Genomic DNA, 14,092 nt, shown 5'->3' with positions numbered 1-14,092 from the left:
TTCTTCCTGAAGGCGCCGACTTTACTCTATCGGCGCTATAACGCGTGACCCAAAGCGTTTGACTATCTAAACTGGCCGCCAATAGCAATACGCCATAATTTTCGAGATGCCCATGGATTTACGTCACCGCAATAACGTCAACGTCATGGGCAACGGGACCTCGACCCTGGTGTTCTCCCATGGTTTTGGCTGCAACCAGGCCATGTGGAACGATCTGGTGCCGGCGTTTCTAGAGCACTTTCGCGTGGTGCTGTACGACCTGGTGGGCGCGGGCCTGTCGGACCTCAGCGCGTTCGACAAAACCCGGTACGCCACGCTGGACGGCTACGCCCGCGACTTGAACGAGATTATCGACGCCTATGCCGAAGGCCCGGTGATTCTGGTCGGGCATTCGGTCAGTGCGATGATCGGCACCCTCGCCGACCGCCTGACGCCAGGACGTATCGCAGCCCATGTGATGATCGGGCCGTCGCCGCGCTATATCGATGACGAGGGTTACATCGGTGGATTCAAGCGCAGCGACATCGATGAACTGCTCGCCACCCTCGACAGCAACTACCTGGGCTGGTCCAGCGCCATGGCCCCCGTGATCATGGGCGCACCTGAGCAACCGGCGCTCAGCGACGCCCTGACCGACAGTTTCTGCCGCACCGAGCCGGAGATCGCCAAACACTTTGCGCGGGTGACGTTTACCTCGGACAACCGCCAGGACGTAATCGGCCTGGCTACCCCGGTGTTGATCCTGCAATCGAGCGACGACCTCATCGCCCCGGTGGCCGTGGGCGAATACCTGCACAGTGTGTTGCCCAACAGCGCGTACTGCCTGGTGGACAACGTCGGCCACTGCCCGCACATGAGCGCACCCCAGGCATGCGCGGCGGCCATGCACGGTTTCCTGGCGCGGTGGACGGCCACCCGTGCCGGCTGACGTGTTCGACAGCGCCGCCTGCGCCCTGGCCGTTACCGGCGAAGATGGCACGATCCTCAAGGCCAATGCGCGCTTCGGCGATTGGCTGGGGTTCAGCACCGCCGAGCTGTGTGCGCGCAGGTTTCAGGACCTGCTGACCATGGGCGGACGAATCTTCCATCAGACCCACCTGGCACCGATGCTGCGCATGCACGGCAGCATCACCGAAGTGAAACTGGACATCCTGCACCGCGACGGCCACAAGGTGACCGTGCTGCTCAACGGAAATAAACGCGTACAGGCCGATACGGTGGTGTACGACCTGGCCCTGTTCGGCACCACCGACCGTGACAAGTACGAGCGCGAACTGCTGAACGCCCGCAACCTGGCCGAAGCGCTGCTGCAGGAAAAAACCGCCACAGAGCTGGCGCTGCAGAACGCCCAGGCCGAGTTGAACGCGGCCTATGCCATCTCCCAGCGCCGCGCGGTGTTCGCCGAGCAGATGATGGCAATCGTCAGCCACGACCTGAAAAACCCGCTGACCGCGATCCGCATGGCCTCGGACTTTCTCAGCCGCAGCGAACGCACCGCCAAGGAGCGTCAGCTGCTGGGGCATATCGGCCAATCCTCCGAACGTGCCCAGCGCATGATCGCCGACCTGCTGGACTTCACCCAGGCGCGGGTCGGCCACGGCATCGTGATCAAAGCCGCGCCACTGGAGCTGCACCACGTGATTCAGCGCGCGGTGGAGGAACTGCGCGTGGCCTTCCCCAAGGCCACCCTGTTGCATTGCACCGAAGGCAGCGGCCAAGCGTGCCTGGACGCCGACCGCGTGCAGCAGATTATCGGCAACCTGGTGGCCAACAGCGTGGCGTATGGCGATCTGCAGCAGCCCATCACCATTACCTCGCATCTTGGCGACAACGCAGGTGCGGTGTCGGTGCATAACCACGGCGCCCCCATCCCGCAGGCCTTGCTCGAAGGGCTGTTCGAACCCATGACCCGCGGCACCGACCAGGGCAGCGATGTACGCAGCGTGGGCCTGGGGTTGTACATCGTGCGCGAATTGGCCAAGGTGCACGGCGGGGATGTGGCGGTGAATTCCTGCGCGGCAGCCGGCACTACGTTTACGGTGACATTTCAGAACACGTAGGCGCTGGCCACTGAACTATCCAAGGACCACACCATGCTCATCGTCTTCAGCGGATTGCCCGGCACCGGCAAGACCACTATCGCCCATGAACTGGCGCGGCGGCTCGGCGCGGTTTACCTGCGGATCGATGTGATCGAGCAGGCCATTCGCGATGCCGAGGTGCTGGCGGGTGATGTGGGGGCCAGCGGTTACGGCGTGGCCAATGCCGTCGCGCTGAGCAATCTGCGGTTAGGGCATCGGGTGATCGCCGACGGCGTCAATCCAGTGCGGGAAAGTCGTGCGGCGTGGCAGGCGGTGGCCCTGGCGGCGGGCGTCGAGTTAGTGGACGTACAGGTGATTTGCTCCGATCGGCAGGCGCATCAAGGCCGGGTTGAAAGGCGCACCGGGGATATCCCCGGCCTGACGCCACCCACTTGGCACTCGGTGATGACCCATGAGTATGAAGCCTGGGCGCAAGCGCCATTGACCGTCGACACGGCTACGCTGTCGGCGACCGAGGCGGTTGAAACGTTGCTCGCTCATCTAGGGCGATAAGTGGAATCGCGGTGGTGTTTTTGGGGCCGCTTCGCGCCCCGGCGCGGGGCAAGCCCGCTCACCACTTATAGCCACCCTGAGCACGCTTTTGCAGTGAGCTTTTAGGTGATGAGCGGGCTTGTCGCATCGTCGCACCTCCCGCGCTGGGGCGCGGGGCGGCCCTATATTCAGAGCACGCTGCCCATCGCCTTCATCAGCACCAGGTCCCGCCCGTAGATATCCGGCGCGTACACCAGGCCGCCCTGGCGGTCCACTTCCACTGTCCAATAGCCCAGCAGTACCGGCACCGGGGTAGCCAGGCGGAATTCATGAGTCACGCCGGTGGCCAGCAGTTCATCGGTGCGAGCGCGCTCGGCAGGACTGACCAGCAGGTCGCGCAGCAGCAACGGTTGTTCAACCCGCACGCAGCCGGAGCTGAACGCGCGCGGGCCCTTGGTGAACAGCGGCTGGCTGGGGGTGTCGTGCAGGTACACCGAGTAGGGGTTGGGAAAGCGCATCACGATTTTGCCCAGCGGATTGCGCGGGCCGGCTTCCTGGCGCAGCAGGATGTTGCCGGGGTGTGCCCAGTCGATCTGTTCCGGGGCCAGCGGCTGGCCTTGGGCGTCGAGCACCTGCAGGTTCTGCTGGCGCAGGTATTCGGGATTGAGGCGAATGGCCGGAAGTTTGTCCTCGCGCATAATCGTGGGCGGGATGGTCCAGGTGGGGTTGAGCGTCAGCCGGGTGATGCGCGATTTGAGCAACGGTGTCTGGCGCTCGGCGCGGCCCACTTGCAGACGGGTTTGCCACACGGGGATGCCGCTCTGATAGACGCTCAGTTGTGCCGCGGCGACGTTGACCAGCACGCCTTCGGGCTCCAGGTCCTGGGCCAGCCAGCGGAAGCGTTCGAGGTTGATGCGCAACTGCTCGCGACGCACCGCCGGGCTGATATTAAGTTCGGCTACCGTGCCGGCACCGATCACGCCATCGGCCTGCAATGAATGGCTGAGCTGAAAGGCTTTGACCGCGTCTACCAGCTCCGCGCGGTATTGCTTGCCGACGCCCTGGGGCTCAGCGGCCAGGTAGCCGCCGTCGTAGAGACGCCGTGCCAGCTGCGGCACCCGCGTGTCTTCCATGCCGGGGCGCAACAACGGGCCACTGCCCACGGCGTCCCAATGCGGCAACGGTTGCAGGCGCACGCTCGCATAGGCATTGCGCAGGCTGCGATACAAATCGGCGCCGGGGCGCGCTTGATCGAACGCCTGGGCCATGTCCTGCAGGCCCACCGCAGCAAGGGCGAGCACTTCAACATCGGGGTCGCGGGCAGGCGGCTGGGAATGCCACAGCGGTTCGAAGCGTGATTGCTGCAATCGTCCGTAGTGCAGGTCCTGCAGGGCCTGCAGGTAGTGGCGGCTGCTGTCGATATCGCTGCACAGCACGTTAGCCGTGGCATCCACGGCAGGCAGGCTATAGTGGGAAGGGTCCAGGCCGTCGTCGGCGAGCAGTTGCAGTTGGGCGTGCAAGGCTTGGCGACGGGCTTCGTCGGACCACAACGCGACATCACCCTGCTGCTGATAAAAGGCTTGCAGGCGCCCCTGTGCGGCGGCGTCGATCTGCGGCGCAAGGCCGGGGCAGACACTGGGCAACTGCGCCAGCGCCTGCTGCACGGGCGCCAGGTCGACCGGTGCCGGCGTCGTCACCGGCAAGGGCTCGACCGGCAGCGCGTCGGCCGTGGCGACCAATGGTGCAACGAGCAAGCAAATGCTCAAGTAACATGCGTGTTTTTTGAACAATGCTTTAGCTCCAATCCACAGTGGGGGGTTGTACTGTAGATGCTGACTTTCCTGTGCCGCCTCGGCCTGATGGCCGCAAGCCTGGCTGCGTTGAGTAACTCTGTGCTCGCCGCCAATGGCAACGTGCCTTCCTTGTATAACAGCCTGGCGCGATCGGCTCCAGAACTCAATCCCACTGTGCTCAAAAGCGCCCTTAACGCGGTGCAATGTGCAGTCAGCAACGGCGAAGAACGCTCCGAACGCCTGGCCGTGATCGATTATTCCCAACCTTCGACCGCCCGTCGCCTGTGGATCTTCGACCTGCGCAAGAAAACCCTGGTGCTGCGCGACCTGGTGGCCCACGGCGCCAAGTCCGGGGAAAACTTCGCCACCCAGTTCTCCAACCTTGAAGGCAGCCACCAGTCCAGCCTTGGCCTGTTCCGCACCCAGGAAAGTTACCTGGGCACCCATGGTTATTCACTGCGCATGGACGGGCTGGAGCCGGGGTTCAATGACTCGGCCCGCGACCGCGCTATTGTGATTCATGCCGCCGATTACGTCAGCCCACTGTGGAGCAAGCGCGAAGGCCGTATTGGCCGCAGCCAGGGTTGCCCGGCCGTGCGCCCGCAAGTGGCGCGTCAAGTGGTGGACAAGCTCAAGGACGGCCAGTTCATGTTTTCGTGGTATCCCGACCAGCGCTGGTTGAAGTCTTCCACTTACCTCAATTGCAAGCCCCAACAGGTGGCCAGTAGTCGTACAATCCGTGGCGGTTAGCCTGTCCCCACCGATTAAAGAGAGCACCCAATGCTTCTACATAAGTCCACCTGGATCGAGATCGAGCAGTTTCTGCAGCGCAGCCGCACGGTGGTGGTGCCCATCGGTTCCAATGAGCAGCACGGCCCGACCGGTCTGCTGGGCACCGACTGGATGTGCCCGGAAATCATCGCCCATGAGGCACAACGGCACGCCGACCTGCTGATCGGCCCCACGTTCAATATCGGCATGGCCCAGCACCATCTGGGGTTTCCCGGCACCATCTCCCTGCGCCCCTCCACTTTTATCGCCGCGATTGGCGATTGGGTGCGCTCGCTGGCCGGGCATGGCTTCGAGAAGATCCTGTTCCTGAACGGCCATGGCGGCAATATCGCCACGATTGAAGCGGCGTTTTCCGAGTTGTACGCCGAAGCCAGCTTCGCCCGGCGTCCGGCCGGGTTCGCGCTGAAACTGGTGAACTGGTGGGATCTGGAGGGTGTCAATGAGCTGGCCCATCGTCAGTTCCCCGTGGGTCATGGCAGCCACGCCACGCCGTCGGAAATCGCAGTGACGCAATGGGCTTACCCGGATGCAATCAAGACAGCCGACTATTCGCCGCAGATCGCCAACACCGGGCCGATCCGCGAAGCGCTGGACTTCCGCGCACGCTTCCCCGATGGGCGCATGGGTTCCGACCCGGCGCTGGCGACGGTGGAAAAAGGCGGGGAACTGGTGGCGTTGGCCGCACAGGGGCTGATCAAAACAGTGCGTCACTTCGCTGACGAAGTTAAACCGTAAATCCGCTTGGCGGGAGGGGCCAGGCCCCTCTCCTATCAGCGCATCGCGTTATTGGCATTCCTTGGCCGCTATCTCCAGGCGCGACGGCGTAATAGTCGACGCCAGCGGCTTGCGCTCATACAAAAACACCTTGGCGCCCTCCCCGGCCTTGTAGGCTTCGAGCACATCGTCGGCGGCAATCCGGCTGGTCAACAGCACTTTGGCGTGACGCGAGTTTTGCGTCACCGTGGAGGAGATCGCATGTTTTTCCAGCTTGGGCAGCACGCACTGCACATAGCCTTCAGGGGTTTTGGTGGTCTGCAGGGTCAAGCTCGGAGTGTTAGGGGCAGAGACGCAACCGGCCAGCAACAAAGAAGCGAAGGCCGTGGCCGGTACGAAAAAAGAGCGCATGAAAACATCCTGACGATAAAAGTAAAAGTTCATATCAACCCGCACGCATCAGCGCCTTGAGCGATGCATCGAACTGCTTTAAGGCGTCGAGCTGTACATCGCGCTGCTGTTCGATCTGCGCCGCAATCTCCGGCGCAGCCTTGTCGCGCACCCACACCGACGGCACATGACGGTGTACCGAGCCCTCGGCCTTGGCGATGTATTGCAGGTCGGCATCATAGAACCGCGCCACAAACCGCGCTTGGACCTGGTCATTACGCGGGGTCAGCAACTGGTTATGAGTGTCGAGCATCACCACCACATCCGGATGCGCTCGCACCAGGGCATCCAGGTTGTCGTAGACGGTGACCGAGACGAAGCTGCCCTGCAGCGAATGCATCAACCAGTCCATGGCAAGTTCCGGGTCGGAGCTGTTGACGAACGCTGCGCGGATGCGTGAATCGAGGGCATCCTTGGCGCCGTTCAAGGCCATGTCGTGGTAGCGTTCAAGGTAGCTGAGATTGTCGCGGGTGTTGTCGCTCAGCAACACACCCACCGATTGCGTAGGCTGCAGAGAGTCTACGCTACCGACGATAGGTAGCAAATGGCCTGCACGCAGATCGCCGGCAATTGCCGCGTTATTGAGCGCAGGCGCCCCCAGCATCAGAATGATTGAACACAATTGAATAAACGTTCTCATCGCGCATTTCCCTGAACGGCGTGTCGATGAGGCAATTTTGCGCTTATGCGGCAAAAACAGAACTTGCGTTACGTGATGGTGACTATTATCTGAAGCGATAGTGCACCGCTAAAACTATAAGGACCACGCCATGAAGCCCCACCAGAAAACCTTCGACCGCATCCGCGAAGCCGTCCTGCCGGAGTTTCGCGATCGGGTCGCCGATTACCTGGCCGAGTATGAGCAGGTGCTGCAGGATAAGACGGTGGACGCCGACCGGTTCCAGGCCAGCGCGCAGCAGTTGCGCGGCTACCTGCGCGGTTTGAACACCACGCGGGTGTTGGGCATGGCCGATTGGGAAGACCTCGACCGGCGTGCCGCGCAACTGGCCGAGCCGGCTACAGCGCCGGACGTGGCTGATTGACCCACGCCTGCACCGACGGCCGCTGCCACTGGCGCTGCGCATACGCCACCAGCTCGGCGGGCACTGCGTCGCCATTGAGGATCAGGCGGTTAAGCATCACCGCCAGGTCTACATCGGCAATCGACCACTCGCCGCACAGGTGAACCGGGTTATCCGACAGCAGTGCCTGGGCCGCCGCAGTCAATTTAGCCGCGGCCGCTTCGGCCACTGGCGACAACGGCGGCATTTTCTGCCCGCAGAACACCACCAGCGTCGAGCGCTCCTGGCGGATCGGCAGCAAATCACTGCGTAACCAGGCCTGTACTTGGCGCGCTTTGGCACGCTGCTTCGGGTCGGTGGGATACACCGGGATAGACGGGTAAGCCTGCTCCAGGTACTCGGTGATCGCGGAGGACTCCGACAAGGCAAAATCCCCCTCGATCAGCGTCGGCACCCGTTGTGTCAGCGACAGCCGCGCATAGTCGGCCGCCTGGTTTTGCCCTGCCTCCAGGTCCAGGGGGATCGTATCGAACGCCAGGCCTTTTTCTTGCAGGGCGACGAAAACCGACATTGCGTAAGGGCTGGTGTAGAGCGAGTCGACGTAAAGACGCAACGGTTTGTGGTGCATGGCGATCTCCTTGAAATGAAGCCCTACGCTACGAGATCGACGACGATAAAGACAATGCAGGCTTTTTATGGGGGCATTCCCGGCAGGAATAGCCGTTACCCGGCAAAGCCTCCGGTGCCCAGGAACGCCTGCTCCTCTGCCGTGGTGATCCGCGCCAGCACTTTATTGCGATGGGGGAAGCGCCCAAATCGTTCGATGATGCGCGCATGTTCCTTGGCCCAACGAAAGGTGTTCGCGTCCAGCGTCTGATTGAGTTGCAGGGAGCGTTGCTGGTCGGCGCGTTCTTCGGAGTGCTCGAATGGCAGGTAGCAGAAGGCGCGCAACGCCGGTTCAACCTGCTGGTCCAGCCCGGCGTCGAGCATGCGCTGCGCATACAGCCGCGCCAGCGGGTCGGTGGCGAACATATGCGCGGTGCCGCGAAAGGCGTTGCGCGGGAATTGGTCCAGCAGGATCAGCAGGGCCAGCGCGCCTTGCGCCGAGTCCAGCCAACCCTCCAGCTCGCGGCGGGCGGCTTGCAGATGGGTGGCGTAGAACGCGTCCCGGAAAGTGGCGTCGAAGGCTTCGCTCTTGGCGAACCAGCGCTTGGGGCCGGCGGTTTTCCAGAAATCGAGAACGTCCTGGGCGGTGTGACTGGCTGTGGCGTCATGGGGGATCACGGTGGCGGACTCCAGTAAGGCTTAAACAATAACGGTATCAGAAGCACGGCACGACACACTCGAATGTTATAGGATAACACTCCTTCTCAACCGGCCCTGTGACCCTCGCCCATGACCGACGCTGCCCCTGCGCGCCAACGCCTGCTCTCCATCGACGCCCTGCGTGGCCTGGTGATTCTGTTCATGCTGCTCGACCATGCGCGCGAGACCTTCCTGCTGCACCGCCAGGTCAGCGACCCGATGAACATCGACAGCACGGAGCCGGTGCTGTTTATCAGCCGCACGCTCGCCCATCTCTGCGCACCGGTGTTCGTATTACTCACCGGGCTCTCGGCCTGGCTGTATGGTCAAAAACACCAAGGGCGGCGCGATGTGTCGGCATTTCTGTTCAAGCGCGGGCTGTTTCTGGTGATGCTGGAATTTACCCTGGTCAACTTCGCCTGGACCTTCCAGTTACCGCCCAGCGTGATCTACCTGCAGGTGATCTGGGCCATCGGCGTGAGCATGCTCGCCCTGGCCGCGCTGGTGTGGCTGCCGCGCGCGTTGCTGATCGGGCTGGCGCTGCTGCTCATTGCCGGCCACAACCTGCTTGACGGCGTGCACGTCGCAAACGGGTCGGCGCTGCAACACCTATGGGCGATTGCGCATGAACGCAGCTGGATAGACCTCAGCGAGAACCTGCGCCTGCGCGTCACCTACCCAGTGTTGCCGTGGATCGGTGTGATTGCCCTGGGCTACGGCCTCGGCCCGTGGTTTGCGCAGATGACCTCCCCAAGCGTACGCCAGCGTTATCTGTTGTGGGCCGGCGCGAGTGCGCTGGTGGGGTTTGTGGGGCTGCGTGCAGCCAATGGCTATGGCGAAAAACCCTGGCAGGCGTATGACAGCGGCGTGCAAGCGTTGATGAGCTTTTTTAATGTGACCAAGTACCCGCCTTCGCTGTTGTTCCTGATGCTGACACTGGGGATTGGGCTGTTGCTGTTGCTGGCGTTTGAACGCGCGGGGCATCGACGCTGGATTGGCGTGTTGGCGGTGCTGGGTAGCGTGCCGATGTTCTTTTATCTGCTGCATCTATATGTATTGAAAGTGCTGTATGTCGCCTGTGTCGCGCTGTTCGGCCTGAACCATGGCAACTACTTCGGCTTCGACACTATCGGTGCGGTATGGCTGCTGGCGCTGGTGTTGCCCCTGGCGCTGTACCCGCCCGTGCGCTGGTTCGCCACGCTCAAAAACCGTCGCCGCGACCTGGCCTGGCTCAAATACCTTTGAGCTGACACCGATCCAGTTGCGGGAGGGGCAAGTACGCCCATCACAACAAGCCCCCTCTGCACTTTTTACCCTGTCAAGCCAGCTCGGCGCGCAGTTGGCGGGCGGCGGTGACCATATGAATCAACGCCGCTTCCGTCTCCGGCCAGGCGCGTGTCTTCAACCCGCAATCCGGGTTCACCCACAAGCGCTCGGCGGGGATGCGCCGGGCGGCCTTGCGCAGCAGGTTGGCCATCTCCGAGGCATCCGGCACACGAGGCGAGTGAATGTCATAGACGCCCGGGCCGATGTCGTTGGGGTAATCGAACGCTTCGAAGGCCTCCAGCAACTGCATGTCCGAGCGCGAGGTTTCGATGGTAATCACATCAGCATCCATGGCCGCGATGGACTCGATCACGTCGTTGAACTCGCTGTAGCACATGTGCGTATGGATCTGGGTTTCATCGCGCACGCCAGCGGCGCACAGTCGGAACGCTTCAGTGGCCCAGTCCAGGTACGACTGCCACTGCGCCTGACGCAACGGCAAGCCTTCACGGAACGCCGCTTCGTCAATCTGCACGATGCGGATGCCCGCGGCCTCCAGGTCCAGCACTTCATCCCGAACCGCCAGGGCCAATTGCCGGGCCTGCGCTTCGCGGCTCACGTCTTCGCGCGGGAATGACCACATCAACAGGGTCACCGGGCCGGTCAGCATGCCTTTCATGACCTTGCGGGTCAGCCCCTGGGCGTAGCGGATCCACTCGACGGTCATGGGGTGCGGACGGCTCAGATCGCCGACAATCACCGCCGGTTTCACGCAGCGCGAACCGTAGCTCTGTACCCAGCCGAACCGGGTAAACGCATAGCCGTCCAGTTGTTCGGCAAAATACTCGACCATGTCGTTACGTTCGGCTTCGCCGTGTACCAGTACGTCCAGCCCGAGGTGCTCCTGCACCTCGACTGCGTGGCGGATCTCGCTGTGCATGGCTTCGACGTATTCGGCCTCACTCAACTTGCCTTGCTTGTAGGATTGACGCGCCAGGCGGATCGACGCGGTCTGCGGGAATGAGCCGATGGTGGTCGTGGGAAACAGCGGCAGATCAAGGCCGGCGCGCTGCCGCTCGATGCGCTGGGCAAATGGCGACTGGCGCTGGCTGTCCTCGGCCGTGATGGCGGCTACGCGCGCCTGCACCGCCGGTTTGTGGATACGTGGCGAAGCCGCGCGAGCTGCCTGCACGGTGCGGCTTTCAGTGAGTGCGGCGCGCACATTGGCGGCGTCTGGCTGATCGACCGCCTGGGCCAACAGCGCCACTTCGGCGCATTTCTGTACGGCAAACGCCAACCAACTTTTCAGCTCGGCGTCGAGCTGGTCTTCACGACCGAGGTCCACTGGGCTGTGCAGCAACGAACACGACGGCGCCACCCACAGCCGATCGCCAAGGCGCTCATGCGCGTGCTGCAGGGTCGCCAACGCCTTTTCCAGGTCGCAGCGCCAGACGTTGCGGCCGTTGACCACGCCCAGCGACAACACTTTGTAGGCGGGCAAACGGTCGAGGATGGTCGGGTACTGGTCCGGCGCGCGCACCAGGTCGATATGCAGGCCGTCCACCGGCAGGTTGGCGGCCAGGCCGAGGTTTTCCTCCAGGCCACCGAAGTAGGTGGCGAGCAGTTTTTTCAGCGGATCGCGCTGGATTTGGTTGTAGGCGCGTTCAAACGCGTTCTTCCACGCCTGCGGCAGGTCGAGCACCAGGATCGGTTCGTCGATCTGCACCCATTCCACCCCCAGTTCCGACAGGCGCTGGAAGATCTGACCGTACAGTGGCAACAGGCGATCGAGTAAATCGAGCTTGTCGAACTCGCCACCCTTGGCTTTGCCCAGCCACAAGTAAGTCAGCGGGCCAATGATCACCGGCTTGACGGTGTGCCCCAGGTCGCGGGCTTCCCTGACCTCATCGAACAGTTGGTCCCAACCGAGATGGAAGTGCTGGTCGGCGCTGAACTCAGGTACGAGGTAGTGATAATTGGTGTCGAACCACTTGGTCATTTCCTGGGCATGGGCACCGCCGCAGCAGGGGTCGCTGACCCCTCGGGCCATGGCGAACAGAGTATGCAGCGTGGCCTGGCCATCGGCTGGGCGAAAACGCTCGGGGACCACGCCGAACATCAGCGAGTGGGTCAGCACTTGGTCGTACCAGGCAAAATCACCGGCCGGCAACAACTCGATACCCGCCTGTTTCTGCAGCGCCCAATGTGCCTGGCGCAGCTCACGGCCCACGGCACGCAGGCCGGCTTCATCGAGTTCGCCCTTCCAGAAGGCTTCCTGGGCTTTTTTCAATTCTCGGTCGCGTCCAATGCGTGGAAACCCGAGGGAATGAGCGACTGCCATGACGTGCAACTCCAATACAAGTGGTAATGGCGGCTATTGTCGGCAGGTGATCAGCGTGAAACAAACTCATTTTATTTTAGATGAACACAAGATTCGCTCATGTTAACCCCAAAGTCGGGCAAGTCCTGGCTGGCGGCCACCCCTGCATCGGGCATACCATGCGTCAAAATAATTACTCATTTGAGCATTCATGATCAAAACCAGTCTGCGTAGTCACTTGACCCTGTGGTTTGCCGGTTTGTCATTGCTCACGCTGTTGAGTGTCGGATTCTACGTGGGCCATATCGCCACCGGCCAGGTGCGTCAGGCCAGCGGTAATGCCTTGCTCGGTGCTGCTCGTTCCACCGCTGCGCTGCTGGCCATGCAACTGCGCGAACGCCAACTGGAAGTGTCGCTGCTGAGCAAGGCGCCGTTGATGCGCCTGGGCAACTTGGACGCGCCGGATATCCTTACACTGATGGAATTGCGCAGCCAATCGCGCGCCGAGTATGCATGGATGGGCGTGGCCGACACCCAGGGGCGTGTGCATCAGGCGGTCAACGGGCTGTTGGTCAATCAATCGGTGCAGCAACGCCCCTGGTTCCAGGCCGGCATGCGCGGCGAGTACACCGGCGATCCCCACGAAGCGGTGTTGCTGGCCAAGCTGATGCCGGGGTCGCCCAGTGGTGAGCCGTTGCGCTTCATCGACTTTGCTGCGCCGATCCGCAACGCCCAGGGCGAGACGATCGGCGTGCTTGGAGCCCACGCGCATTGGAGCTGGGTCACCCATATCGTCGAGTCGGCCACCCAGCAAAAAGACGCCGTGCCGGACCTGCAAGCGCTGATCATCGACGGCGATGGCAAGGTGCTCTACCCCGAGGCACTCGCCGGCCAACAGATACCCCCAACCCACCTGAACAGCCCCTCCGGCTGGACCTCCGGCAACGGCTACGTGACGGCATCGGTGGCGGTGCCGAGCCCGTCCAATGCCCAGCTGTCGTGGTACATCGTACTGCGCCAACCGCTGGATATCGCCCTGCAACCGGCGCGCGAGTTGCTGTACAAACTGCTGATACTGGGCGTACTCGCCGCAGTGGTGTTCGGGCTGGTTGCCTATTATCTGGCGTCGACCCTCAGCCGTCCGATCGAACGGCTGGCCAAGTCAGCCAAGCAGGTGCAGGACCAGCAGCCCGGCGCGGTGTTTCCCCAGGAACACGCGGTGCTGGAGATCGCCCAACTGGGCCGCTCGCTGGCCGGCATGACCCAATCGCTGTTGAGCAAGGAGCGCGAACTGCAGGAAGCCAACGCGTCCCTGGAGGCCACCGTCGCCCAACGCACCGCCGACCTCACCCAGGCCAATGCCGAACTGCTTAAACTGGCCACGCACGATGCCCTTACCGGCGTTTATAACCGCCGCCGCTTCGACGAAAAACTCGCGGAAAACAGCCTGCTGTTTCAGCGCACCGGCCGCACCTTCGCCCTGCTGCTGATCGACGCCGACTACTTCAAGCGCATCAACGACACCTACGGCCACGCTATCGGGGACGACGTGCTTGCGCACCTGGCCTCGGTGATCGAAAAAACGACCCGCGCCACCGATTTCGTCGCCCGTTACGGCGGTGAAGAATTCGCGGTGCTGCTGCCGGAGGTGGACGAACCCGACAGCCCCGAAGTGGTCGCCGAAAAGATCCGCGCCGCCGTGGCAGCGGCAGTGTTTCCTACGGTAGGCCAGATGACGGTGAGCATCGGCATCGGCGTGGCCGAACCCGCCGACCGCGATTCCCTGGCGCTGCTCAAACGCGCGGATCTGCGGTTGTATGAGGCCAAGGCGGCGGGTAGGAATAAAGTGGCGTGAGC

14 protein-coding genes are annotated in these 14,092 nt (G+C 62.5%); 8 read left to right on the top strand and 6 right to left on the bottom strand.

The window, feature by feature from the left end; genetic code table 11:
• Positions 1 to 112 precede the first annotated feature (112 nt).
• From G7025_RS04135 to G7025_RS04125, 3 genes are read left to right on the top strand one after another with little or no spacing between them, the layout of a single operon-like run.
• Positions 113 to 928 (top strand): alpha/beta fold hydrolase, encoded by an 816-nt coding sequence (locus G7025_RS04135; protein ID WP_181076795.1) that lies wholly within the window; start codon positions 113 to 115, stop codon positions 926 to 928.
• On the top strand, positions 918 to 2,060 hold the full coding sequence (locus G7025_RS04130; RefSeq protein WP_181076794.1) for a PAS domain-containing sensor histidine kinase: 1,143 nt from the start codon (positions 918 to 920) through the stop codon (positions 2,058 to 2,060). The genes G7025_RS04135 and G7025_RS04130 overlap by 11 nt, the downstream gene beginning before the upstream one ends.
• Before the next feature lie 33 nt (positions 2,061 to 2,093).
• The gene (locus tag G7025_RS04125) at positions 2,094 to 2,594 is read left to right on the top strand and encodes an AAA family ATPase (RefSeq protein ID WP_181076792.1); all 501 of its coding nucleotides are present in this window, start codon (positions 2,094 to 2,096) and stop codon (positions 2,592 to 2,594) included.
• A gap of 167 nt (positions 2,595 to 2,761) precedes the next feature.
• On the opposite strand, the gene G7025_RS04120 is transcribed toward G7025_RS04125, so the two are convergent.
• Positions 2,762 to 4,363 carry a L,D-transpeptidase family protein gene (locus G7025_RS04120; protein WP_181076790.1) on the bottom strand — a complete coding sequence of 534 codons (1,602 nt, stop codon included), beginning with the start codon at positions 4,361 to 4,363 and terminating at the stop codon, positions 2,762 to 2,764.
• Between the two features lie 39 nt (positions 4,364 to 4,402).
• Here G7025_RS04120 and G7025_RS04115 point away from each other — a divergent pair, with 39 nt between their 5' ends.
• Positions 4,403 to 5,116 (top strand): murein L,D-transpeptidase catalytic domain family protein, encoded by a 714-nt coding sequence (locus G7025_RS04115; protein WP_181076789.1) that lies wholly within the window; start codon positions 4,403 to 4,405, stop codon positions 5,114 to 5,116.
• Positions 5,117 to 5,146: 30 nt separating this feature from the next.
• Complete coding sequence (locus tag G7025_RS04110) at positions 5,147 to 5,893, top strand: creatininase family protein (protein WP_181076787.1); 747 nt, start codon at positions 5,147 to 5,149, stop codon at positions 5,891 to 5,893.
• A gap of 48 nt (positions 5,894 to 5,941) precedes the next feature.
• Here G7025_RS04110 and G7025_RS04105 read toward each other — a convergent pair whose 3' ends face one another.
• Positions 5,942 to 6,283 carry a hypothetical protein gene (locus tag G7025_RS04105; protein ID WP_181076785.1) on the bottom strand — a complete coding sequence of 114 codons (342 nt, stop codon included), beginning with the start codon at positions 6,281 to 6,283 and terminating at the stop codon, positions 5,942 to 5,944.
• A gap of 34 nt (positions 6,284 to 6,317) precedes the next feature.
• Complete coding sequence (locus tag G7025_RS04100; protein WP_181076784.1) at positions 6,318 to 6,962, bottom strand: ATPase; 645 nt, start codon at positions 6,960 to 6,962, stop codon at positions 6,318 to 6,320.
• A gap of 130 nt (positions 6,963 to 7,092) precedes the next feature.
• Here G7025_RS04100 and G7025_RS04095 point away from each other — a divergent pair, with 130 nt between their 5' ends.
• Positions 7,093 to 7,365, top strand: coding sequence for a hypothetical protein (locus G7025_RS04095; RefSeq protein ID WP_181076782.1), 273 nt, complete (start codon positions 7,093 to 7,095; stop codon positions 7,363 to 7,365).
• On the opposite strand, the gene yfcF is transcribed toward G7025_RS04095, so the two are convergent.
• Complete coding sequence (gene yfcF, locus G7025_RS04090) at positions 7,340 to 7,972, bottom strand: glutathione transferase (protein ID WP_181076780.1); 633 nt, start codon at positions 7,970 to 7,972, stop codon at positions 7,340 to 7,342. The genes G7025_RS04095 and yfcF overlap by 26 nt on opposite strands.
• 95 nt (positions 7,973 to 8,067) lie before the next feature.
• A complete protein-coding gene (locus G7025_RS04085; protein WP_308811956.1) occupies positions 8,068 to 8,628 on the bottom strand; it encodes a DUF924 family protein in 561 nt (186 codons plus the stop codon).
• Between the two features lie 111 nt (positions 8,629 to 8,739).
• Here G7025_RS04085 and G7025_RS04080 point away from each other — a divergent pair, with 111 nt between their 5' ends.
• The gene (locus tag G7025_RS04080) at positions 8,740 to 9,894 is read left to right on the top strand and encodes a DUF1624 domain-containing protein (RefSeq protein ID WP_181076778.1); all 1,155 of its coding nucleotides are present in this window, start codon (positions 8,740 to 8,742) and stop codon (positions 9,892 to 9,894) included.
• Positions 9,895 to 9,967: 73 nt separating this feature from the next.
• On the opposite strand, the gene metE is transcribed toward G7025_RS04080, so the two are convergent.
• Positions 9,968 to 12,256 (bottom strand): 5-methyltetrahydropteroyltriglutamate--homocysteine S-methyltransferase, encoded by a 2,289-nt coding sequence (gene metE, locus G7025_RS04075; protein ID WP_181076777.1) that lies wholly within the window; start codon positions 12,254 to 12,256, stop codon positions 9,968 to 9,970.
• 190 nt (positions 12,257 to 12,446) lie between these two features.
• Here metE and G7025_RS04070 point away from each other — a divergent pair, with 190 nt between their 5' ends.
• Positions 12,447 to 14,090: a sensor domain-containing diguanylate cyclase gene (locus tag G7025_RS04070; protein WP_181076775.1), complete on the top strand. Its 1,644-nt coding sequence runs from the start codon at positions 12,447 to 12,449 to the stop codon at positions 14,088 to 14,090.
• The last annotated feature ends 2 nt before the right edge of the window (positions 14,091 to 14,092 follow it).

This window comes from Pseudomonas lurida (assembly GCF_013522705.1).
Taxonomy (GTDB): domain Bacteria; phylum Pseudomonadota; class Gammaproteobacteria; order Pseudomonadales; family Pseudomonadaceae; genus Aquipseudomonas; species Aquipseudomonas quebecensis.
The sequence above is the reverse complement of the archived record's forward strand: the minus strand, read 5'-3'. Positions and strand labels throughout refer to the sequence as shown.